Source organism: Rahnella sp. WP5, assembly GCF_000745615.1.
Lineage (GTDB): Bacteria > Pseudomonadota > Gammaproteobacteria > Enterobacterales > Enterobacteriaceae > Rahnella > Rahnella aceris.
The window spans coordinates 161,913-183,648 of sequence record NZ_JQJR01000007.1 but is presented as its reverse complement, the minus strand read 5'-3'; the positions used below and the strand labels follow the sequence as shown (position 1 = coordinate 183,648).

The 21,736-nt window shown below is 52.2% G+C and carries 20 protein-coding genes; 12 read left to right on the top strand and 8 right to left on the bottom strand.

The genetic code is table 11. The features are described from left to right. Positions 1–192: 192 nt before the first annotated feature. From EX31_RS05220 to EX31_RS26275, 3 genes are all read left to right on the top strand, one after another. Complete coding sequence (locus EX31_RS05220; RefSeq protein WP_037033751.1) at positions 193–561, top strand: hypothetical protein; 369 nt, start codon at positions 193–195, stop codon at positions 559–561. Positions 562–632: 71 nt separating this feature from the next. After that, positions 633–2,489, top strand: a complete 1,857-nt coding sequence (locus EX31_RS26280; protein ID WP_231576033.1) for a coiled-coil domain-containing protein — start codon at positions 633–635, stop codon at positions 2,487–2,489. Positions 2,490–2,546: 57 nt separating this feature from the next. Next, the gene (locus EX31_RS26275) at positions 2,547–3,473 is read left to right on the top strand and encodes an FKBP-type peptidyl-prolyl cis-trans isomerase N-terminal domain-containing protein (protein ID WP_231576032.1); all 927 of its coding nucleotides are present in this window, start codon (positions 2,547–2,549) and stop codon (positions 3,471–3,473) included. A gap of 66 nt (positions 3,474–3,539) precedes the next feature. On the opposite strand, the gene EX31_RS05210 is transcribed toward EX31_RS26275, so the two are convergent. After that, positions 3,540–4,361, bottom strand: a complete 822-nt coding sequence (locus EX31_RS05210) for an alpha/beta fold hydrolase (RefSeq protein WP_037033750.1) — start codon at positions 4,359–4,361, stop codon at positions 3,540–3,542. A gap of 327 nt (positions 4,362–4,688) precedes the next feature. Here EX31_RS05210 and EX31_RS05205 point away from each other — a divergent pair, with 327 nt between their 5' ends. From EX31_RS05205 to EX31_RS05195, 3 genes are all read left to right on the top strand, one after another. Further along, positions 4,689–5,330, top strand: coding sequence for a hydrolase (locus EX31_RS05205; RefSeq protein WP_013573513.1), 642 nt, complete (start codon positions 4,689–4,691; stop codon positions 5,328–5,330). Positions 5,331–5,392: 62 nt separating this feature from the next. Beyond that, a complete protein-coding gene (locus EX31_RS05200) occupies positions 5,393–5,812 on the top strand; it encodes a DoxX family protein (protein WP_037033748.1) in 420 nt (139 codons plus the stop codon). Continuing rightward, positions 5,809–7,395, top strand: a complete 1,587-nt coding sequence (locus tag EX31_RS05195; protein WP_037033747.1) for an MFS transporter — start codon at positions 5,809–5,811, stop codon at positions 7,393–7,395. Before EX31_RS05200 ends, EX31_RS05195 begins: the two co-directional genes overlap by 4 nt. A 37-nt stretch (positions 7,396–7,432) precedes the next feature. Here EX31_RS05195 and EX31_RS05190 read toward each other — a convergent pair whose 3' ends face one another. Next, a complete protein-coding gene (locus EX31_RS05190) occupies positions 7,433–8,341 on the bottom strand; it encodes a LysR family transcriptional regulator (protein WP_013573516.1) in 909 nt (302 codons plus the stop codon). Positions 8,342–8,479: 138 nt separating this feature from the next. On the opposite strand from EX31_RS05190, the gene EX31_RS05185 reads away from it, so the two are divergent. Continuing rightward, positions 8,480–8,788 (top strand): antibiotic biosynthesis monooxygenase, encoded by a 309-nt coding sequence (locus EX31_RS05185; protein ID WP_037033745.1) that lies wholly within the window; start codon positions 8,480–8,482, stop codon positions 8,786–8,788. A gap of 120 nt (positions 8,789–8,908) precedes the next feature. After that, a complete protein-coding gene (gene cho, locus EX31_RS05180; RefSeq protein WP_037033743.1) occupies positions 8,909–9,760 on the top strand; it encodes an excinuclease Cho in 852 nt (283 codons plus the stop codon). A gap of 66 nt (positions 9,761–9,826) precedes the next feature. Here cho and gorA read toward each other — a convergent pair whose 3' ends face one another. Further along, entirely contained in the window at positions 9,827–11,179 is a 1,353-nt protein-coding gene (gene gorA / locus EX31_RS05175; protein WP_037033742.1) for a glutathione-disulfide reductase, read from the bottom strand. A 176-nt stretch (positions 11,180–11,355) separates the two neighbouring features. After that, positions 11,356–12,198 (bottom strand): 23S rRNA (adenine(2030)-N(6))-methyltransferase RlmJ, encoded by an 843-nt coding sequence (locus EX31_RS05170; protein ID WP_013573521.1) that lies wholly within the window; start codon positions 12,196–12,198, stop codon positions 11,356–11,358. 181 nt (positions 12,199–12,379) lie between these two features. Between EX31_RS05170 and prlC the strand changes: the two genes are divergently transcribed. Beyond that, complete coding sequence (prlC, locus tag EX31_RS05165) at positions 12,380–14,440, top strand: oligopeptidase A (RefSeq protein WP_037033741.1); 2,061 nt, start codon at positions 12,380–12,382, stop codon at positions 14,438–14,440. A gap of 9 nt (positions 14,441–14,449) precedes the next feature. Continuing rightward, positions 14,450–15,196 carry a 16S rRNA (guanine(1516)-N(2))-methyltransferase RsmJ gene (gene rsmJ, locus EX31_RS05160; RefSeq protein WP_037033739.1) on the top strand — a complete coding sequence of 249 codons (747 nt, stop codon included), beginning with the start codon at positions 14,450–14,452 and terminating at the stop codon, positions 15,194–15,196. A 93-nt stretch (positions 15,197–15,289) separates the two neighbouring features. Here the strand turns inward: rsmJ and uspA are convergent, their stop codons facing one another. Continuing rightward, positions 15,290–15,730 carry a universal stress protein UspA gene (gene uspA, locus EX31_RS05155; protein ID WP_013573524.1) on the bottom strand — a complete coding sequence of 147 codons (441 nt, stop codon included), beginning with the start codon at positions 15,728–15,730 and terminating at the stop codon, positions 15,290–15,292. Positions 15,731–16,067: 337 nt separating this feature from the next. On the opposite strand from uspA, the gene uspB reads away from it, so the two are divergent. Continuing rightward, the gene (gene uspB, locus EX31_RS05150; protein WP_013573525.1) at positions 16,068–16,403 is read left to right on the top strand and encodes a universal stress protein UspB; all 336 of its coding nucleotides are present in this window, start codon (positions 16,068–16,070) and stop codon (positions 16,401–16,403) included. A gap of 100 nt (positions 16,404–16,503) precedes the next feature. Here the strand turns inward: uspB and pitA are convergent, their stop codons facing one another. Beyond that, positions 16,504–18,009 (bottom strand): inorganic phosphate transporter PitA, encoded by a 1,506-nt coding sequence (pitA, locus tag EX31_RS05145; RefSeq protein WP_037033738.1) that lies wholly within the window; start codon positions 18,007–18,009, stop codon positions 16,504–16,506. A gap of 311 nt (positions 18,010–18,320) precedes the next feature. Between pitA and EX31_RS05140 the strand changes: the two genes are divergently transcribed. Next, positions 18,321–19,523, top strand: coding sequence for a BaiN/RdsA family NAD(P)/FAD-dependent oxidoreductase (locus tag EX31_RS05140; protein ID WP_037033737.1), 1,203 nt, complete (start codon positions 18,321–18,323; stop codon positions 19,521–19,523). Positions 19,524–19,662: 139 nt separating this feature from the next. On the opposite strand, the gene EX31_RS05135 is transcribed toward EX31_RS05140, so the two are convergent. Beyond that, positions 19,663–19,971 carry a hypothetical protein gene (locus tag EX31_RS05135; protein ID WP_037033736.1) on the bottom strand — a complete coding sequence of 103 codons (309 nt, stop codon included), beginning with the start codon at positions 19,969–19,971 and terminating at the stop codon, positions 19,663–19,665. A 41-nt stretch (positions 19,972–20,012) separates the two neighbouring features. Then, the gene (locus EX31_RS05130; RefSeq protein ID WP_037033735.1) at positions 20,013–21,668 is read right to left on the bottom strand and encodes a methyl-accepting chemotaxis protein; all 1,656 of its coding nucleotides are present in this window, start codon (positions 21,666–21,668) and stop codon (positions 20,013–20,015) included. Positions 21,669–21,736 lie beyond the last annotated feature (68 nt).

Here is a 21,736-nt window from a genome sequence, read left to right as displayed (position 1 = left end):
CGAATTATTTTCTTTTACGCATAAAAAAGAAAAGTTTTCTTCATTTTTATTAATTTAACTTATTGATTTTATTTTGTTTTTATTTTATGTGGTGTTTGCTAAATGATCATTTCAGTAAAAGTGGGTGTTCCACGGGGTACTTTGCTGGGAAAATAATGTGTTCTAGCAGTAAAACCCTACAGGATAATCCCCATGAATAAGCCTTGCTTAATGTCTTTGACTCTCATTGCGTTAATCGCATTGACTGCTTGTAGCACTAAAAATAATGTGGCTACGATAAAAGAGGTATCAGTAAATAAAAGCTCGAATAATACGTGCGTTAATGAATTCAAAGCATTGCAACGTCTCTCTCCTCACGATTTTGATCTATATCAGAAGCAGTTTAATCAACTGACAAAATCTTATGATGTCTATAAAACCAATAAAGGTTTGATAAATAAAGATGCTCAGGAGATCCTGAACATAGAGCTGGATTCTAAATTAAAACTTATTTGCGCAAGAGTTAAAGGGGCGGCCTTTAAGAGCATGGACGAGCGCTCTCAGGAAGTGAATAAAATATGATGGCGCGAGTGAAGTCTTTCTTCTTAATTCTGCTCCTGATCAATATACAGGGAGCTCATGCTGAAGAGCCGGTGGATGCTAACCTGGGTCTTTTGGATCAGTTGCAGAGTGAAAATTTAATTTCTGCTCCAGAACCGTCTGTTTTTGCGGAAAAAGATAAGACTTCCTCTCCGCTGATCCAGCCTCCAAAAAATATCGTCGTGCCGAAAGCCCTTGTTGAAAAACCGGTAGCGCAAAAACCGCGACCTAAACCGACGCCAGCGCCAGTCAGGAAAGCCCCTAAAGCGCTTCAGCCTGCGAGCACTCAGTCTGCACCTGCGGTGCCTGCTACTGCGAATGTCAGCGACACCCAGAAAAAGGCCAATGAGCAGCTCAAAAAATCCCTTGAGACAGCAAAATCCACGGCAGAAAAATCCCGTGATCAATACGCGGCTTTGCAAAAATCTTATGCGGATACACAAAAAGAAAATCAACAACTACAAACGCAGATCGCGGCGTTAAAAGCCAAACCTGTGGTCATCCCGCCGTCGGCAGATCAAAAACTTGCGCAGAAAAAAACGCAGGATGAACTGAAAAAACTGCAAAATTCGCTGAAAAATACACAACAAGAAAACCAGCAGATTACCACTCAGTTGCAGAAGCTAAAGAGCAGCCAGAAACACGCTGAAAGTCTGACGGAAAAACTTTCCGTGGCGCAGACGGCGACAAAAAAATACCAGGACGAAGTGGCAGATATTCAGCAATCTTTGAAAAAGACTATGGGTGAAAATGCCCGGTTGAAAGCACAGTTAACCGCATTCAAAACCAGTCAGGACGGCTCAGTCAAAAAATCCTCCGAACAGGTAGCTGCCTCTCAATTGGCGACTAAAAAAGCCCAGAAAGAATTCGCTGCTCTGGAGGCGAGCTTTAAAAAATTAAGCAGTGAGAATACACAGCTCAAAACGCAACTCGATACCGTGAAAAAGCAATCCTCGGCACGCATCGAACAACTGGTCTCATCCGAACACGCTAACGGTAAATCTCTGGCAGAATTCGCCGTGCTGAATGCGACATTACAGCAGGCGACAGAAGAAAATCATAAGCTTAAAACGCAGTTTGAGACACTACAAAAGCAGTCGACTGCACAGGCCGATAAATTGCAGGCTTTACAAAGCACGGGCAATAAATCTCAGGCTAATGTGGTTGAGTTGCAGACGACGGCAAAACAAGCTGCTGCTGAAAATGTTCAACTGAAAACGCAGCTGGCCAGCCTGCAAAAGCAAGGCGCCAGCCAGAATGAAAAAATAGCGTTCGCTGTCGAGGCCAATAACAAATCCCTCAATGAAAATCAGCTACTGCAAAAGTCCCTTAAACAGGCCACTGATGAGAATGCGCAATTGAAATCGCAGCTTGCAGACTTGCAGAAACAGGATGCTGTACGTAATGACAAACTGTCAGTTTCAGATGCTGTGAATAAGAAATCTCAGGCTGACTACGTGGCTTTGCAGAAAACCCTCAAACAGGCGACCGATGAAAATGCCGGGTTGAAAAACCAACTGGCGGCATCGCAAAAAGAAACTGCTGCGCAGACCGGAAAATTGTCAGTGTCAGAGACGGCGGTTAAAAAATCTCAGGCCGACTATGTCGCTCTGCAGAAAATCCTGAAACAGGCCGCTGATGAGAATGTGCAAATGAAAACTCAATTGGCAGACTTGCAAAAACAGGGCACCGCACAGAATGGCAAACTGTCCGTGTATGAGGCGACCATCAAAAAGTCACAGGCTGACTATCTGGTCTTGCAGAAAAGCGTGAAACAAGCCGCTGATGAAAATGCGCAAATGAAAACCCAACTGGCGGAGTTGCAGAAACAAGGCGCGGCACAAAATGAAAAGTTGTCCGTTTCACAAGCCGCCAATAAGAAATCTCAGGCAGATTATCTGGCCTTGTAGAAAACCCTGAAACAAGCCACGGATGATAAAGCGCAACTGAGTACTCAACTGGCAGATTTGCAGAAACAGAGCGCAGCGCAGGCGGAAAAACTGGTGGCGTCTGAGGCCGCGAACAAAAAGTCGCAAAGTGATTATCAGGCGTCACAAACGGCATTATCAAAATCTTCTGAGGATGTGAAACGTCTGACAGCCCAGCTCAGCGAGAGTCAGCTGGCGGCGACCAAAGTCACTGAAGAAAAAAATAAGCTGACAGCCGAACTGGATAAAACGAAGAAAGACCTGGCCTCACACAGTATTGCTGCCGTGACGCAATCTGGCGGAGAGTTGATCAGTGATGCAGAACTTAAAACGTTGCAGGCGAAAGAAAGCAAGAAAACCGGGCGTTCTTATTCTGTCGGGTATTTGCTGGGGCAGGCAGCGAATTCAAAAATCGAGCAGGTGGTATCCGCCGGTGAGAAAATTGATCGCAATGTGATTGTTAAAGGCTTTGTTGACCGGATGAATGAGCTGTCCAGCATGTCGACTGAAGACATGCGGGAGTCGCTGAACAGTCTGGACAGTGATATCCGCTCTCGTCAGGAAAAGCAAAAAACGTCAAATGTAGAGAATAACCAGAAAATCCTCGATAAAGCGGGCAAGGCTAAAGGCGCGGTGAAAGCCAAGTCTGGCTTTATTTACCAGATTACTAAGCCAGGTTCTGCACCTAAAGTGACGATGGATAAGGGCATTCGTTTGCAGATTATTGAGACGTTGGGCGACGGTAAAGTCATTGCCAGCGAAAAAGACAATAATGTGATCAGCGCGTCCGTAACAGAAATCCCGGCAGTGCTTCAGGAAGTCGTGCTGAAGCTGGGTTTGCAAGGCGAAGCGACACTGTATATTCCACCTGAACTGGCGTATGGCAAAGACGGCATTCCGGGTAAAATTCCGCCGAATTCACTTTCCATCATGAATATCAAAATATTAGGTATGAAAGACAAGTAAGAGTGGCCGCATAAAAAAGGCAGGCGATTGTCAGATCACCTGCCTTTTTTATTTCTGCGGCCTGATTTATTTTCCGCCCAGGAATGCCAGCAAATCGTCGTTCAGTTGATCCTGATGCGTGACGGCAAAACCGTGCGGTGCGCCTTCATAGATTTTCAGTTCTGCATTTTTAATCATTTCCGCCGCCAGCTTGCCGGTGGCTTCGAACGGCACTATCTGATCCGCGCTGCCGTGGATCACCAGCGTCGGCACGGTAATTTTCGCCATATCCGGGCGGAAATCTGTTTCAGAGAAGGCCGTGACACAATCGACGGTGCCTTTCAGCGATGCCATCAGCGCGATGTTCAGCGTCTGGGTCATCACGCCGTCGGAAACGGTCATCCCCTGGTTAGTGCCGTAGAACGGCGTCGCAAAGTCGCTGATGAACTGTGCGCGGTCTTTCAGTAAACCGGCCCGGATGCCGTCAAATACTGATTTATCCACGCCCTGCGGATGATCATCCGTTTTAATAAACAGCGGGGTGACCGCGCCGAGCAATACCAGGCTGGTGACGCGTTCTGAACCGTAACGGCTGATGTAGCGGGTGACGTCGCCGCCGCCCATCGAGAAGCCGACCAGTGTAACGTCGTGCAGGTCGAGATGTTCAATCAGATCGTTGATGTCAGAGGCGAAAGTGTCGTAGTTGTAACCTTCCCAGGGCTGCTCTGAACGGCCAAAACCACGACGGTCAAAAGCGATAACGCGGTAGCCACGATCGGCCAGGAAATTCATCTGGCTGTCCCACATATCGGCATCCAGCGGCCAGCCGTGGCTGAATAACACCGGCTTACCTTTACCCCAGTCTTTAAAATAAATTTGAGTGCCGTCTTGGGTATTAAATGTGCTCATTTTTATATTTCCTCAGCGGTTATTTGCAGGTTTTAAACAGGTTGTGTGTTGTGTTGCAAACAACATTAGGCATGGCAGAGAAATATTGATAATGGGTTATTTTTGACAAGTCGTTAAAAGATTTTGTTGCTTCTATCAGTCTGAAATTAATAGGGATTTACGACGGTATAGAGAGGGAAATGCCTGTCAAAAAAATCTGAACAAGTTGCCAAATTCTTTCCGCTATCCGCTTTTGATGTCCTGACCTATTGTTAATTCCAGCAGCACAACAACACAACGTGAAATACAAACACACAACCCAACAATGCACTCTGAGAGGAAATGAAAATGTCTAAATTCGATCTGCTGGACCCACAGAACTCCACCCTGATTTTCATCGACCATCAGCCACAAATGTCATTCGGCGTTGCGAATATCGATCGCCAGCAGCTTAAAAATAATACGGTCGCTCTCGCTAAAGCGGGCAAAGTTTTTAACGTGCCGGTGATTTACACCTCGGTTGAAACGGAAAGCTTCAGCGGCTATATCTGGCCGGAATTACTGGCGGTACATCCGGATGTGAAACCGATTGAGCGTACCTCAATGAACTCCTGGGAAGACGCGGCATTCGTGAAAGCTGTTGAAGCCACTGGCCGTAAGAAACTGATTATCTCGGCCCTGTGGACTGAAGTGTGTCTGACATTCCCGGCACTGATGGCGCTGAAAGAAGGGTATGAAGTGTATGTGGTGACCGACACTTCCGGCGGCACCAGCGTGGATGCACACGAACGTTCCATTGACCGTATGGTGCAGGCCGGTGCGGTGCCGGTGACCTGGCAGCAAGTTCTGCTCGAATACCAGCGCGACTGGTCACGCAAAGAGACTTACGACGATGTGATGAATCTGGTTCGCGAGCACAGCGGTGCGTACGGTATGGGCGTCGATTATGCCTACACCATGGTGCACAAAGCCCCTCAGCGCAAAGCGTAACCTTCTTCATTTATCCATTAAGCCGGAACCGTGCTCAGGCGGGTTCCGGCAGGAGAGACATCATGCGTCATGCCCCTGTTTCCCGCCTGTCGGCACCTGTTATCCCTTTCGCGGTTATCCGCTGGTTGGCCCTGCTGGCCTTGTGTGCCGCGTATTTGCAGGGCGGTATCGTCAAACTGTTCGATTTTCCCGGCGCGATTGCTGAGATGCAGCATTTCGGCTTATCGCCCGCGGCGCCCATGGCCGTGGCCGTGATTGTGCTGGAACTGGGCGCTTCAGCGCTGATTCTTTCCGGGCGCTTTCGCTGGACTGGCGCGCTGGCACTGGCGCTGTTCACTTTCAGCGCCAACTTTATGGCGAATGCGTACTGGCAGGTTTCCGGCCATGAACGCGCCATGATGATGAACGGTTTCTTCGAGCACATCGGGCTGGTCGGCGCTTTTATCTATGTCGCCTGGAATGACCTTAAGGAGCGGGCATGAGCCAGAATAATGCTGCGGCAGGCGGCGCTTTTTCGCCGCTCAAACAGGGGCTGTTTGCCACGATTTGGGTGGCAACCATTCTCGGCAATACCGGCAGTTTTATGCGTGATGTGGCCAGCTCATGGTTAGTCACCGGGCTGTCATCAAACCCTGCGGCGGTGGCGCTGATGCAAACCGCAGCAACGTTGCCGATTTTTTTGCTGGCGATCCCCGCGGGTGTGCTGTCCGATATTCTTGACCGTCGCCGCCTGCTGATTTTTGTTCAGTTGTTACTGGCGGGCGTCAGCGGAACCTTGCTTCTGTTGTCGCACAATAATTTGCTGACCGTGGAATATCTGGTCGCGCTGACCTTTATCGGCGGTATCGGTGCGGCGCTGATGGGGCCAGCCTGGCAGGCGATTGTGCCGGAACTGGTGCCCCGTTCTGATTTGCGAAATGCCGTTGCCCTGAACTCGCTTGGGATTAATATTGCCCGCGCAGTAGGGCCTGCGGGCGGTGGCTTGCTGTTAGCCAGTCTCGGTGCCGGTGCGGCTTATGGCGCAGATGTGATGAGCTATGTTTTTGTGATTGGCGCATTACTGTGGTGGAAGCGTCCGGTCAAAGCGAAAAATGAGTTATCAGAACACTTTCTTGGCGCGTTCCGTGCCGGGCTGCGATATGTCAAAGCCAGCCGGGAACTTCATCGTGTGCTGCTGCGTGCCGCGATTTACTTCGCTTTCGCCAGTGCGATCTGGGCGATGTTGCCGCTGATTGCCCGCAATATGCTGCACGGTACCGCCGGATTTTACGGCATCCTGCTCGGTGCAGTGGGCGTCGGCGCGATTTGCGGTGCACTGTTGCTGCCCCGTTTACGTCAGAAACTGAGTGTTGACGGGCTGGTGTTGCTTTCCGCCTTACTGTCCGCCGCCGTGATGTTACTGCTGGCGACCTCACCGGCAAAATGGCTGGCCGTGGTGCTGATGGTGGTATTAGGGATTGGCTGGATTATCGCGCTGACATCCATGAACGGCGTGGCGCAGGCGGTGCTGCCTGACTGGGTACGTGGCCGCGGGCTGGCGGTGTACCTGATGGTATTTAACGGCGCGATGGCGGCGGGCAGCCTGTTCTGGGGGTTAATCGCACAGGAAACCGGTCTGGTCGGGGCGTTATTACTCGCCGGTAGCGGCCTGGTGATCGCCGCGCTGGTATGCTGGCGGCTGAAACTGCCCGCAGGCGAGGCGGATTTACAGCCTGCCGGTCACTGGGAAAATCCGGTCGTCGAAGGCGATGTGCAGGGCGACCGCGGTCCGGTGATGATCCAGATTGAATACATGATTGCACAAGAAGATCGCCCGGCGTTTCTGGCGGAAATTCGGAAACTTTCGCTGGCGCGCCGCCGTGACGGTGCTTATGCGTGGGGGATCACCGAACACAGCGATGACCCGTCGCGTCTGGTGGAATGGTTCCTGGTGGAGTCCTGGCATGAGCATTTGCGTCAGCATCAGCGTGTGTCACATGCCGATGCCGATTTACAAAGCGAAGTGACGCGTTATCACCGTGGCGAAAATAAACCTCAGGTGCATCATTATCTGTCGGTGCGTTAGTCGCAGTAAAAAGCCGCATTGTGCGGCTTTTTGTTTTTCAGGCCTGGCTGTACACCGCCGCAATGCCCTCGAAATCCTGTAAATTTTCGCGCCACCACATGGCAGCGTTGCCGGTCGCGTTTTCGTTCCAGGCCATAAAAGCCTGATCGCGGCGGGTTTCGGTATCCAGACGACGTTCAACCAGCGCACCGCTTTCGAGATGGGGGGCGGCCAGATAACGCGGCAGATAGCCACAACCCAGCCCGGCAATTTGTGCGTGAACTTTGGCGTTAAAATCATGAACGCTGAGCATTTTCTGCTCATCGAGCACGCGCAAATCCGCACCTGTGCCATGGCGGGACGTGTCGTGAACCACCACGGCGCGATACTGACGGATTTGCTCACGCACCAGCGGTTCCGGCAGCGAGGCGAGCGGGTGATGCGGCGCGACAGCAAACACATATTCCAGCCAGCCGATCGGACGGTATTCAATGCCGCTGCGCGTCACCGGTTCCTGCACGGCACCAAATACGATGTCGGCTTCGCCATAACTCAGCGCTTCCCAGCAACCGGCCAGTACATCGTGGCGGAACAATAACTGCGTGTGCTGATGTTCTGCGTAAAAACGGTCAATCAGCGGCGCAAGCAGCGCGAAGGGGACGGAAGCATCGACGCTGATGGTCAGTTTGCTTTCCCAGCCGCTTTCGACGTACTGCGCTTGTTGTTCCAGCTCACTGACGGCACGCAGCAGCACACGGCCTTTTTCCAGCATCAGACGGCCTGTTGGTGTGAATGTCGCGCGATGGCCTGAGCGGTCCAGAAGTTTGATGTTCAGGTCACTTTCCATTTTCTGCACGGTATAACTCAGTGCAGAAGCGGTTTTAAACAGTCTGGCGGCCGCTGCGGCAAAAGTGCCGTGTCTGTCCAGCGCATCCAGGATCAGCAGCGCTTCAAGGCTTAATCGCATTATTTTCCCCACCCCAAAAATTGTTAACAACAACCCAAAATATTTCCGTTATGAATGGCCGTGTTGATTTCGTATCGTTCATGAATATAACGCAACATTCAGTTAACCAGAACAACGGTTAATCAGAAGGAACATCCTGTGACTTATCCTCATCAACCTGACCACATTACTCTGGTGATCACCCACGGCGTACAGCGGGATAAGCTGACGGAATATGAACGCTGGCTGGAACAGCTGAAGACCGATGCGGCCCGGTTTCCAGGTTATCAGAATGTGAATATTCTGCGCCCGGTGCATGGCGAAACTATCTATACCGTGCTGGTGCGGTTTGATAACGTCGATAATTTGTATCTCTGGATACAATCCGATCAGCGCGAAATCCGTGAGGCGGCATTAGCCAACTTACTGAGCGGACAGGAATATATTGAGCTGCGTACGCAGGCGTAAATCCTGACGTCCAACATTTACACAAGGTTTTTTCCATAAAGGTTGAAGACTGTATAAATCGCCAGTATTATTCGTCTGTTTTCTATACGACGTTTATCCGGTTAAAGCAGGTCAGTTATTTTGTGGAATCCCGAAATAGAGTTTTTTACCGAGCTTTATCAGTACCCTGAACATCTTCGCCATACCTTAGAAAACTTACCCAACGGCAGCGGCGTCTATATTTTTTACGGCGACGATAATGCCTTTCCGCTTTATATCGGTAAAAGCGTGAATATCCGCAGCCGCGTGATGTCGCATTTTCGCAATCCTGCCGAAGCCAAACTTCTGCATATGACCCGCGATATTGAATTCATTGAGACGATCGGTGAAGTGGGGGCGTTACTGCTGGAATCGGATCTGATTAAAACCCGACGACCGCTGTTTAATAAGCGACTGCGCACCGCCCGCAAGCTGTGTTCGATCCGGCTTCAGGGGCTGACGGCCAGTATCGTGTTCAGCGATGACGTGGATTTTTCTCACAGCGAAGATTTATTTGGCCTGTTTAAAACTAAAATGTCGGCAGTCGAAAAAATCCGGGATATCGCCGATCAGGAAAAGCTGTGTTACGGCGCGCTGGGGCTGGAAAAACTGGCAAAAAATCGTGCGTGTTTCCGCTTTTCACTCGGCAAATGTGCCGGTGTCTGTTGCGGTAAAGAGACGCCCGACGTCCATCAGGCGCGCCTCAGAAATGCACTCAGCACCCTGAAAATCCGCAGCTGGCCGTATCCGGGGCGCATTGCCATCGCCGAAGAAGCCAACGGGCTGACCGATTATCACGTCATTAATCACTGGTTCTATCTGGGAACGGTCAAAACTCTGGAAGACGCCAAAGCCTTCGATATCGCTGTGCCGCACTTTGACCGCGACAGTTATAAAATACTCTGTAAGCCGCTATTCGAGACCGAGAGTTCGAAAGTGATTTTGCTGGACTGACGGCAACAAAAAAGCTGCCGATCGGCAGCCTTTCAGTGCATTGCGACTCAGCGCAAGCCCCGCGAATTAACGCATAGTCACAAACTCTTCCGCACCGGTCGGGTGGATGGCGACGGTGTTGTCGAAGTCTTTCTTGGTCGCGCCCATTTTCAGTGCGACCGCAAAGCCCTGCAACATTTCATCCATACCGTAGCCGATGCCGTGGATACCGACGATTTTCTCTTCAGCACCGACGCACACCAGTTTCATGCGGCACGGCTGGCGGTGTTGAGTGACGGCGGTGTACATGGCGGTGAAAGCAGATTTGTAGACTTTGACGTTATCTTCGCCGAACTGCTCTTTCGCCTGTGGCTCGGTCAGACCGACCGTACCGATTGGCGGGTGGCTGAATACCACGGTCGCAATGTTGCTGTAATCCAGATGTTCGTCAGGTTTGTTGTTAAACAGACGCTCAGACAGACGACGACCCGCAGCAACGGCAACCGGAGTCAGTTCAACGGCACCGGTATTATCGCCAACGGCGTAAATCCCGTTTACGCTGGTGTTCTGGAACTTATCGACGACGATGTAACCTTTTTCGTTGGTTTTCACGCCGGTCGCTTTCAGATTGAAGTTATCGGTTTCCGGTTCGCGGCCAATTGCCCAGACCAGGCTGTCGACTTCAAATTCCTGACCGTTTTCCAGCTTCAGCGTCAGGCTGCCGTCGGCATTTTTCACCACTTCTTTCGGAATGGATTCTTTATGCAGCGCCGGGCCTTCGGTTTCCATCACTTCCACCAGCGTCTCGACGATCAGCGGATCGAAAGTCCGCAGCGGCGCGTGTTTACGCACGAACAGGTGAGTTTCAGCACCCAGCGCGTTCATCACACCGGCGATTTCTACCGCGATATAACCTGCGCCAACCACCGCAACGCGTTTTGGCATTTCGGTCAGATCGAAGAAACCGTCTGAATCGATGCCGTATTCAGCACCCGGAATATCCGGATGGCTCGGGCGTCCGCCGGTAGCGATCAGGATGTGATCTGCCGTGATCTTCTCACCGTTCACTTCCACAGTATGATCGTCAACGAAACGGGCGAAGCCTTTGATCACATCAACGTTATTTTTGCCCAGCACGTTATCGTACGAGGTATGGATACGGTCGATGTAGGCGGTACGGTTGGCGACCAGCGTTTTCCAGTTGAAGCTGTTCACGGTGGTATCAAAGCCGTAATCCGGGCCGTAGTTGCGGATCGCTTCAGCGATTTGCGCGGCATGCCACATCACTTTTTTCGGGACACAACCCACGTTGACGCACGTGCCGCCCAGCTCTTTAGCTTCGATCAGCGCACATTTTTTCCCATACATGGCTGCACGGTTGATTGATGCGATACCGCCGCTGCCGCCGCCAATTGCCAGATAGTCATAATGTTTGGTCATCGGATTTTCCATGAGTTGTCAAAAATGAAGAACGCCATACCGGCGTCGCTAATCTTAAAAATTGCTTGTGAGTTTAGCGCGTGAATGCGTTTTGTCGCAAAGTTTGGATCGATGGCTGCAATAGGTTTGATAGCTGAGACCTTAGAAAAAGGCCTCAGCGAAGGGAAATTCTTTACTTACTCAGGCACTACCCAGTTCACCGTGGTGTGACCGGTACCGGAAGGCACCAGCACTTTGAGCAGCCACGGCAGTACGTTGTTCATCTGCTGCTCGAGTTTCCACGGCGGGTTAATCACGATCATGCCGGAAGCGGTCATGCCGCGCTGATCGCTGTCGGGACGCACGCCCAGTTCGATTTGCAGAATACGGCGGATGCCGGTCGCTTCGAGATCACGCAGCATTTTCTTGATTTGCTGGCGCATCACCACCGGATACCACAACGCGTAAGTGCCGGTGGCAAAACGTTTGTAGCCTTCCTGAATGCCTTTTACCACGTCCTGATAATCGGTTTTCATTTCGTACGGCGGGTCCATCAGGATCAGCCCGCGACGTGAAGGCGGTGGCAACTGGGCTTTCAACTGCTGATAACCGTCGGCACGCGCAACGCGGGTACGGTCATCTTTCTGGAATTCACTGCGCAGCAGCGGGAAATCGCTCGGGTGCAGTTCGGTCAGGTGCAGTTTGTCGTCTTCGCGCAACAGCTGACGGGCAATCAGCGGTGAACCCGGGTAATAACGCAGGTTCTCGTTGCGGTTGAAGTGATTGACGACGGACATATACGCCGCCAGTTCTTCAGGAATATCGTCCCGCTGCCAGATGCGCGCGATGCCTTCCAGATATTCGCCAGTACGTTCGGCATGTTCACCGCTCAGCTGATAACGCCCGGCACCCGCGTGGGTGTCGAGATAAAGGAAGGGCTTTTCTTTTTCTTTCAGAGATTCAATGATCAGGCTCTGAACGGTGTGTTTCAGTACATCGGCATGGTTGCCGGCGTGAAAACTGTGGCGGTAACTCAACATGTGCGGCTTCTCCTGCGGCTTCGCGGCATTATCCATTAAAGACTATCCCGCCGCCACCCATTGATTTCCCCATAACTTGACCGCATGTTAGAAGTTACGTCATCTTTAAGACGACCCGAATTCACGGCGTGGTGCGCCACAGGCGCATCAGCCCCAAACGCTATTACGAAGGACTGGCCCTATGACTGAACAGCAAAACGCGTCGAATCCGCTCTTAAAACCGTTCTCCCTGCCTCCTTTCTCTGCGATCAAGCCTGAACATATTGTCCCTGCGATGAAATCCGCTATCGAAGAAAGCCGTCAGACGATCGAACGTGTTGTCGCGCAGGGCGCGCCTTATACCTGGGGAAATCTGTGTCAACCGCTGGCCGAAAGTGATGACCGCCTGAGCCGTATCTGGTCGCCGGTGGGGCATCTTAATGCCGTAAAAAACAGCCCGGAACTGCGTGAAGCTTACGAGCAGTGCCTGCCGATTCTGTCTGAATTCAGCACCTGGACCGGGCAGCACGCCGGTTTGTATCAGGCCTACCGCGATTTAAAAGACAGCGAACATTTCAGCACGCTGTCCGTGGCACAGAAAAAAGCCATTGATAACGCGCTGCGTGATTTCGAGCTGTCCGGCATTGGTTTGCCGATGGATAAACAAAAACGCTATGGCGAAATTTCCGCGCGTCTGTCTGAACTGGGTTCGACCTACAGCAACAACGTGCTCGACGCCACGATGGGCTGGAGCAAACTCATCACTGATGAGAATGACCTGAAAGGTCTGCCGGAAAGTGCGCTGGCCGCCGCGAAAGCGCTGGCAGAATCGAAAGAGCAGGAAGGCTGGCTGTTGACGCTGGATATCCCGAGCTATCTGCCGGTGATCACCTATGGCGAAAACCGTGAACTGCGTGAAGAGATGTACCGCGCATTCGCTACCCGCGCCTCCGATCAGGGTCCGAATGCCGGTAAGTGGGACAACAGTGAAGTCATGGCCGAAGAACTGGCGCTGCGTCACGAACTGGCTCAGTTGTTAGGTTTTGATTCCTTCGCGGATATGTCTCTCGCCACCAAAATGGCCGAAAGCCCGAAACAGGTGATCGACTTCCTGAGCGGTCTGGCAACCCGTGCGCGTCCGCAGGGCGAGCAGGAACTGGCCCAACTGCGTGCTTTTGCCAAAGAACATTTCGGTGTGGACGAAATGGAAGCCTGGGATTTGCCGTTCTACGGCGAAAAACAGAAACAGCATCTGTTCTCCATCAACGACGAACAGTTACGTCCTTACTTCCCTGAGCAGCGTGCGCTGGAAGGGCTGTTTGAAGTGGTGAAACGCATTTACGGCATCACCGCCAAAGAACGTAAAGACGTAGAAACCTGGCATAAAGACGTGCGTTTCTTCGACCTGTTCGATGAAACCGGCGACCTGCGCGGCAGCTTCTATCTCGACCTGTATGCCCGCGAACACAAACGCGGTGGCGCATGGATGAACGACTGCGTTGGCAGCATGCGTAAAGCCGACGGCGAACTGCAAAAACCGGTCGCGTACCTGACCTGTAACTTTAACGGTCCGGTCGGCAACAAACCGGCGCTGTTTACCCATAACGAAGTCACGACGCTGTTCCATGAATTCGGTCACGGCCTGCATCATATGCTGACCCGCATCGACACGCCGGGAGTCGCCGGTATTGCCGGTGTGCCGTGGGATGCCGTCGAGCTGCCAAGCCAGTTTATGGAAAACTGGTGCTGGGAGCCGGACGCACTGGCGTTCATCTCCGGTCATTTCGAAACCGGCGAACCGTTGCCGAAAGAGATGCTGGATAAAATGCTGGCGGCGAAAAACTATCAGGCGGCGTTGTTTATCCTGCGTCAGCTGGAATTCGGCCTGTTCGATTTCCGTATGCATGCGGAATATGACCCGGCTAAAGGCGCGCAAATCCTGCAAACGCTGGCTGAAATCAAGAAACAGGTTGCCGTGGTGCCGTCACCTTCATGGGGCCGGTTCCCGCATGCCTTCAGCCACATCTTTGCAGGCGGTTATGCGGCCGGTTACTACAGCTATCTGTGGGCGGAAGTGTTGTCTGCAGATGCCTATTCCCGCTTTGAAGAAGAAGGGATTTTCAACCGCGAAACCGGTCAGTCGTTCCTGGATAACATTCTGTCGCGCGGCGGTTCCGAAGAGCCGATGGAGCTGTTCAAACGCTTCCGCGGGCGTGAGCCGCAGCTGGATGCTATGCTGCGCCACTACGGAATTAAAGGATAACCTCTGCCTGTGAGTGTGTGTTTACTGTGTGAAGAAGGCGCCGATGAAGGCGCCTTATCTGTTCTGGCGCAGCGCTGGAATCTGACGTCTGACCCGGATGCCGTGATGGCACTGGTGCTGACGCCTGAACGTCTGGAATTACGTAAGCGTGATGAGCCAAAACTCGGCGCGATTTATGTCGATTTTGTCGGCGGCACGATGGCGCATCGTCGCAAATTTGGCGGCGGACGCGGTGAAGCGGTGGCCAAAGCTGTCGGCATCAAGGGGCGCTATCTGCCGGATGTTGTCGACGCGACCGCCGGGCTGGGCCGCGATGCGTTTGTGCTGGCTTCTCTGGGCTGCAAAGTGCGGATGCTGGAGCGTAATCCGGTGGTCGCGGCACTGCTTGATGACGGGCTGGCGCGTGGTTATCGCGATGCAGAAATTGGCCCGTGGCTGCGCGAGCGTATGACACTGCTGCACGTCTCAAGCCTGACGGCGCTTGCTGAGCTTTCGCCAAAGCCGGAAGTGGTGTATCTCGACCCGATGTATCCGCACAAACAGAAAAGTGCGCTGGTGAAGAAAGAGATGCGGGTATTTCAGGGACTGGTCGGCCCGGACGAAGATGCCGATGGCTTGCTGGAACCGGCACGCCGTTTAGCGACCAAACGTATTGTGGTGAAACGCCCGGACTATGCGCCGCCGATGGCCGACATCCCCGCACAGGCCGCCGTGGTGACCAAGAGCCACCGGTTTGATATCTATACGCCGTTATAGAAAGCCGCTGCTGTAACGTCTTTCCACTACTGTCATAAAAAAAAGCCCGCAGGTGAAAACCAGCGGGCTTTTTTAAAGTAGCAACAACGCCTCTTATTCTTCTTCTTCCTCATCGCGCAACGGCACGATCAGCATGTCGATATGAACGGTGTTGATTAGCTGGCGTGCGGAGGACATCAGTTTGCTCCAGAAATCCTGGTGATGGCCGCACAGTACTAAGTCCATGCCATATTTGTTGATGGCATCCACCAGCACCTGCGCTAAATCACCGCTGCCGCTCAGGGTTTCTGAAATCGGATAGCCGGCATTTTGCGACAGTTCGTTCAACGCGTGATGCGTTTCTTCGGAAATACGTTTCTGCATGTCACCCAGATTAACGTCGATCAGACCGGTATACAGGTCTGAATAGTTTACATCAACGTGGATCAGGGACACTTTGGCGTTATACGGACGCGCCATGGAAACGGCTTTCTCGACCAGAACTTTGCTCTCCGGTGACAAGTCCACAGCAATAAGTATGTGTTTGTAAGCCATAAGAAAACTCCTTCCATAAGTCGGTTAATAGCAATATCAGCATCATGCAAAACTCATGACTTCAGTATAGCGCCAAAAGGGTTAAATAAATCAAGCATACAGATCCCATTTCCGTTTCCGGCTATGTATAGATATAAATAATATGAACAGTTACGGATTCGTTTCCTACACTGAATAATGCAGGCGTCTCCTGTTTTGGCAATCTTCTGTGATAGGGCAAGAGGGCGGGCGAACGTAGCCCGGGGGTGTGAAATTGCGGAAAGGCAGGGCGAAACGCCGGGTGTGTGCCAGCACGACGGGCGCATTGCGCGGTGTCAGTTCGCCTTGAGGGGGAATCATGATCAGTCCCGTTGCGCTGTTTTGGGCTTTATGTTTTGTGTGTGTAGTGAATATGCTGCGCTATTACTCTTCTTTGCGCGCATTGCTGGTGGTTCTGCGAGGGTGTGATCCGCTGCTGTATCAGTACGTTGATGGAGGAGGGTTTTTTACATCTCACGGTCAGCCCAGCAAGCAAATAAGGTTGGTACGCTATATTTATGCTCAGCGCTACGTTGAACATCACGATCCTGAGTTTATCCGCCGTTGTGAACGGGTTCGCGGTCAGTTTATCCTGACAACAGCATTGGTCGGTTTAATATTAATCAGTATGTTAGCCATGCTGATTTGGTATTAGAAACGGAAAGAAACGCGAGGGAGGATGCGTGAAAAAGGAAACAAAAAAGGCGACCTGCTGAGCAAGGTCGCCTTTTTATTTCATGCCGGTCAGACAATTATCAGATCAGCTTCAGTGCAATCCAGTACAGGACACCGGAGAGCACAATCGACACAGGCAGGGTTAAGACCCACGCCATCGCGATGTTTTTCACGGTTTTCGACTGCACACCGCCACCATCGACAATCATGGTTCCTGCGACCGCAGAAGACAGCACGTGCGTGGTGGATACCGGCATGCCGGTATAGCTGGCTACGCCGATGGAGACCGCCGCCGTGAGCTGTGCAGACAGACCCTGTGCGTAGGTCATGCCTTTCTTACCAATCTTCTCACCGATAGTGGTTGCGACACGTTTCCAGCCAATCATCGTACCCAGCGCCAGTGCCAGTGCCACAGCGATAATGATCCAGATAGGCGCGTATTCGACGGTTTGCAGAATGTCTGTTTTCAGCTCGCCGAGGAAGCGCTTATCCGCAGGAGAGGTTTCCGGCAGCTTGGCCACTTTATCCGCAGTATCAGAAACACACATCAGCAGGCGACGCATATGGCTGCGTTCTTCCGGTGCCAGGTCGCTGTAAGACTGAAGATTGGTCAGCAGGGTTTGCGCGCGGCCGATAGCGTCAAGTGCGTGGCTGCTGTCGCAGTGGAACACTTTAGGCTCATCGGTCGGTGCGATATTGACGTCCGGTGCAGGCACCATTGGCGTCTGTGCAACCACGTGCGGCACGGCATCAACATGTTGCTGATAATACTGGCCGAGGTGTGTCACGGCGTCGCGGGTACGGGTAATGTCGTAACCGGTCGCGTTCATATTCACCACAAAACCGGCTGGCGCCACGCCAATCAGCACCAGCATGATCAGACCGATACCCTTCTGACCATCGTTAGCGCCGTGAGAGAAACTCACGCCGATAGCCGACAGAATCAGACCGGTACGTGTCCAGAATGGCGGCTTTTTCTTGCCGTCTTTCTTCTCACGTTCCGCCGGTGTCAGGTGGATACGGGCATGTTTCTTATTGCCACTCCAGTAACGGCGCAGCAGGAAAATCATGGTACCGGCGATAATCATCCCGACCAGCGGAGAGATAATCAGCGAAGCAAAAATACCAATCATTTTAGGGATGTTTAACGCATCGACCACGGAAGTGTGAGTCATTAATGCATTGGTCAGCCCTACGCCAATGATGGCGCCGATAAGGGTGTGGGAGCTGGACGCCGGCAGGCCGAAATACCAGGTACCGAGGTTCCAGATGATCGCGGCCAGTAACATAGAGAACACCATGGCAAGGCCATGAGCAGAACCCACATTGAGCAGCAAATCGGTTGGCAGTAAATGAACGATGGCATAGGCCACACTCAAACCACCGAGCAGGACGCCAAAGAAGTTAAATACCCCTGCCATCACGACCGCTAATTGCGAACGCATTGCCCGGGTATAGATGACGGTTGCCACTGCGTTGGCCGTATCATGAAAACCGTTAATGGCTTCATAGAACAGAACAAACAGTAACGCGAGAATCAATAACGAACCGGTATGAATATCCAATCCGGCAAATAGATGCAGCATAATTGTTACGCCAGTTAGTGGTCATGAACGCCGCGCATTATCTGCGAGAACAGGGGGACGGGAAAAGGAAAATATGACATTTTTTTGACTAAAAACAGTTCAATGTTTGGCTTTATTTCAATTAAATATTTATCTATCAATATGTTATTCCTCCTTTGAACGCAGAAACATTTACTTACGACGTCCGGCAAGCAGTCTGTCTGGCTGGTTTAACAGCCCTCCGTCCCTTACAATCCGCGACTCAAAGCCCCGGTTAACAGGGCAAACCTTATCTAAAACGTAGTTGAATTTCCGGAAAAGAGAGGCCAAAAGTGGAACAGGTTGATGTGGTAGTCATTGGTGCAGGTGCGGCAGGCATGTTCTGCGCAGCACAGGCCGGACAGGGTGGCTGCCGTGTTCTGCTGCTGGATAACGGCAAAAAAACCGGGCGAAAAATTCTGATGTCAGGCGGCGGACGCTGCAATTTCACCAACCTTTATGCCGAACCCGCTGCCTATCTTTCCGAAAACCCGCATTTCTGTAAATCCGCGCTGGCACGTTACACTCAGTGGGATTTCATCGATATGGTCAACCGTTACGGCATCGCCTGGCACGAGAAAACGCTCGGGCAGCTATTCTGCGACGACTCGGCGCAGCAAATCGTCACCATGCTCGATAAAGAATGCGAGCAGGGCAATGTCGATGTGCGCTTGCGCAGCGAGATTTCCGACGTGCAGAAAACCGAAAATGGCTTTGTTATCAAAGTGAATGGCTCAACTGTAAGCACTCACTCACTTGTTATTGCCAGCGGCGGGCTTTCCATGCCAGGGCTGGGCGCGACACCCTTCGGTTACCGTCTGGCGGAACAGTTTGGCCTGAAAGTACTGCCGACCCGCGCCGGTCTGGTGCCATTTACCCTGCACAAGCCGCTGCTCGATCACTTGCAGACGCTTTCCGGGGTGTCAGTCCCGGTGGTGCTTACTGCTGAAGACGGCACTGTCTTCCGTGAAAGCATTCTTTTTACCCATCGTGGCATGTCCGGCCCGGCCGTTTTACAGCTATCCAGTTACTGGCAGCCTGGCGAGTTTGTGAGCGTTAACTTACTTCCTGATGTCGATCTGGCGGCGTTTCTGAATGCACAGCGTCAGGAACACCCAAATCAGAGTCTGAAAAACACGCTGGCAATGCAACTGCCGAAGCGTCTGGTCGAATGCCTGCAAACGCTGGGGCAGTTGCCGGACGTGACGCTGAAACAGCTGAACGTGCCGCAGCAGGCCGAACTGGTTGAGCAACTGCAAAACTGGCAGGTACAGCCGAACGGCACCGAAGGTTACCGCACGGCGGAAGTCACACTCGGCGGCGTCGATACCAAAGAATTATCTTCAAAAACGATGGCGGCAGCGAAAGTCCCCGGCCTGTATTTCATCGGCGAAGTGGTGGATGTGACCGGCTGGCTGGGCGGATACAATTTCCAGTGGGCATGGAGCTCGGCGTGGGCATGTGCGCAGGATCTGGTGGCTGTTCGTGGCAGTTAAAACTATTTATTCCATATCGTCATCAGGACGTGCTGTCTGCGCGGTGAATTAAAAATCCCCCTGAAGGAGCAAGTGATCCTTCAGGGGAAAGATTAAAAAATACCCCGTGCCGCGTTACCGTATCCCCGGTAACACATTCTCAGGACAAAAAACCTTTCAAATTTTCCAGCATGTTGGTCATCATGCCGAAGGCCATATTTACGCTGTGAATGCTGTAATACAGCGTAATATCATTGCGCATCAGGTATGTTTCAAAACGTTTATCTGCCAGCATCGCCTGAACTTCCAGACTGCGATCGCGAAAATGGCGGCAGTTATTAATGTACAAATCCAGCGACCGGTATTCTCCCGTAGCAAGCTGATTCACCAGCGCCGCCATCTGTTCGAAGCTCTCTACCAGCGCCCTGTGTTTTTCCAGATGGCCGGTATGCTCCTGAAGATTTTCCATAATGACGTTCTCCCGGTAATAAGACGACGGTAAAAGCCTGATCAGAAGCTTTGCCAGTCGGCCTCATTGGCTGAGAGCGCACCCGGCTTTTCTTTGCGTGGAAGGGCGGCAAGTGCCTGCGCCGGTTTTGCCAGGGACTGATGCTGAGCCGTGGCGTTGCTGAGGTGGAATTCGCCGACCAGTCTCGCCAGGCCATCCGCCTGATCCTGCAACGAGCGCGAGGCTGAAGAGGCTTCTTCAACCAGCGCGGCGTTCTGCTGGGTCACGTCATCCATCTGATTGACCGCCTGATGCACCTGAGAAATTCCCTGACTCTGTTCTGTTGCCGCTGCGGCAATCTCGTTGACCAAATCAGTCACCTGACGGATGGCATTACCCATGGAGTTCATGTTCTCGCCGACATCGCCCGCCTGATGGGCACCGGCTTCGATCAGGCTGTAGGAAAGGTCGATCAGTTCTTTGATCTCACGCGCGGCGGTGGTCGAACGTTGTGAAAGATTTCTGACTTCACCGGCAACAACAGCAAAGCCTTTACCGTGCTCACCGGCTCGTGCTGCTTCTACGGCAGCATTTAACGCCAGAATATTGGTCTGGAAGGCGATGCCTTCGATAAGCGTGATGATCTCAGTGACTTTGCGCGAACTGCTGCGGATATCACCCATCGTACCCAGCATCGTCTCAAGTGATGATGCACTTTTCTCCGACAGCGCATTCATGTTACCCGCCAGCTGGCTGGCCTGACGCGTGTTGTCAGCCGTCTGGCGAACCGTCTCACTGAGCTCGGTCATGCTGGCGGCCGTTTGTTCCAGAGAGGCCGCTTGCTGCTCGGTGCGCGAGGAGAGATCTTCGTTACCGGCCGCGATTTGTGCCGAGGCGCTGCTGACGGACTGGGAAGCCGCGCTCACAGACAGCAGCGCTCCGGATACGCGTTGCATCAGGTTGTTGAACGCGCGGGCCATGTTGCCCACTTCATCATGACGGCTGTCATCGGCGCTCACTGTCAGATCAAGCCGCTCGCTGGCAACGGCCATAATCCCCCCGATGTCCAGCAGGCTTTTTCGTACCCGACGGATGGTGGCCAGTGCAAGGGATCCCAACAGCAGGATAATGATCGTTACGCTGCCGCCCATTCCCCACAGTGTGGTGCTGAAAATGCTGTGGTTGGTGGCCCGCAGCTCCTCACCAATGTTGATATTTAAGGTAAGCTGCTTTCGGTAATCGGAGATGAGCTGACGGATAGCCCCGCCGATGCTGTCATCGCCCTCAATCATTGCCAGAGTGACCTCGTCCTGATGTGCCCGTGAAGAGGTCAGAAAGGCGGGAAGCGCCTCCTCCACTTTACGAATATTGTCGAAAGCCACGTGCGTCAGCCTTTCATCTTCAGCATCTGAGATGTCGTGCTGCAGATAATAATCTGTCAGCGTTTTTAACCCGGTAATCTGTTGCTGAATGCGGGTTTCTACTTCAGACATTTTGCTGTTATCAGTCTGGCTCTGATGTTTATAGAGGGTGAGAGAAAGCTTATTGCTTTGATCAATAAGATTATTGAGATCCTTAATTGAAGGGATCGTATTGACCTGAACATATTCAAACCGGTTCTGGAAACCCGAAATCAACATGATCGCGACGATGCCCATTGTGATAAGGGCCGCAGAAAGCAGCGAGAACGTCAGTAAAAGACGCTGTGTGATGTTCATATTTTCCCCTGATTTTAAAAGTCCCGCCTTCAGGAAAGCGGCAGGATGTGAATCAAGGTTATCGGCAA

Bases quoted from the DNA above. Each gene is read 5' to 3' on its own strand.
- EX31_RS05220 (WP_037033751.1), top strand. From the start codon at position 193: ATGAATAAGCCTTGCTTAATGTCTTTGACTCTCATTGCGTTAATCGCA.
- EX31_RS05210 (WP_037033750.1), bottom strand. From the start codon at position 4,361: ATGAGCACATTTAATACCCAAGACGGCACTCAAATTTATTTTAAAGAC.
- EX31_RS05205 (WP_013573513.1), top strand. From the start codon at position 4,689: ATGTCTAAATTCGATCTGCTGGACCCACAGAACTCCACCCTGATTTTC.
- EX31_RS05200 (WP_037033748.1), top strand. From the start codon at position 5,393: ATGCGTCATGCCCCTGTTTCCCGCCTGTCGGCACCTGTTATCCCTTTC.
- EX31_RS05195 (WP_037033747.1), top strand. From the start codon at position 5,809: ATGAGCCAGAATAATGCTGCGGCAGGCGGCGCTTTTTCGCCGCTCAAA.
- EX31_RS05190 (WP_013573516.1), bottom strand. From the start codon at position 8,341: ATGCGATTAAGCCTTGAAGCGCTGCTGATCCTGGATGCGCTGGACAGA.
- gorA (WP_037033742.1), bottom strand. From the start codon at position 11,179: ATGACCAAACATTATGACTATCTGGCAATTGGCGGCGGCAGCGGCGGT.
- EX31_RS05170 (WP_013573521.1), bottom strand. From the start codon at position 12,198: ATGTTGAGTTACCGCCACAGTTTTCACGCCGGCAACCATGCCGATGTA.
- prlC (WP_037033741.1), top strand. From the start codon at position 12,380: ATGACTGAACAGCAAAACGCGTCGAATCCGCTCTTAAAACCGTTCTCC.
- uspA (WP_013573524.1), bottom strand. From the start codon at position 15,730: ATGGCTTACAAACACATACTTATTGCTGTGGACTTGTCACCGGAGAGC.
- uspB (WP_013573525.1), top strand. From the start codon at position 16,068: ATGATCAGTCCCGTTGCGCTGTTTTGGGCTTTATGTTTTGTGTGTGTA.
- pitA (WP_037033738.1), bottom strand. From the start codon at position 18,009: ATGCTGCATCTATTTGCCGGATTGGATATTCATACCGGTTCGTTATTG.
- EX31_RS05135 (WP_037033736.1), bottom strand. From the start codon at position 19,971: ATGGAAAATCTTCAGGAGCATACCGGCCATCTGGAAAAACACAGGGCG.
- EX31_RS05130 (WP_037033735.1), bottom strand. From the start codon at position 21,668: ATGAACATCACACAGCGTCTTTTACTGACGTTCTCGCTGCTTTCTGCG.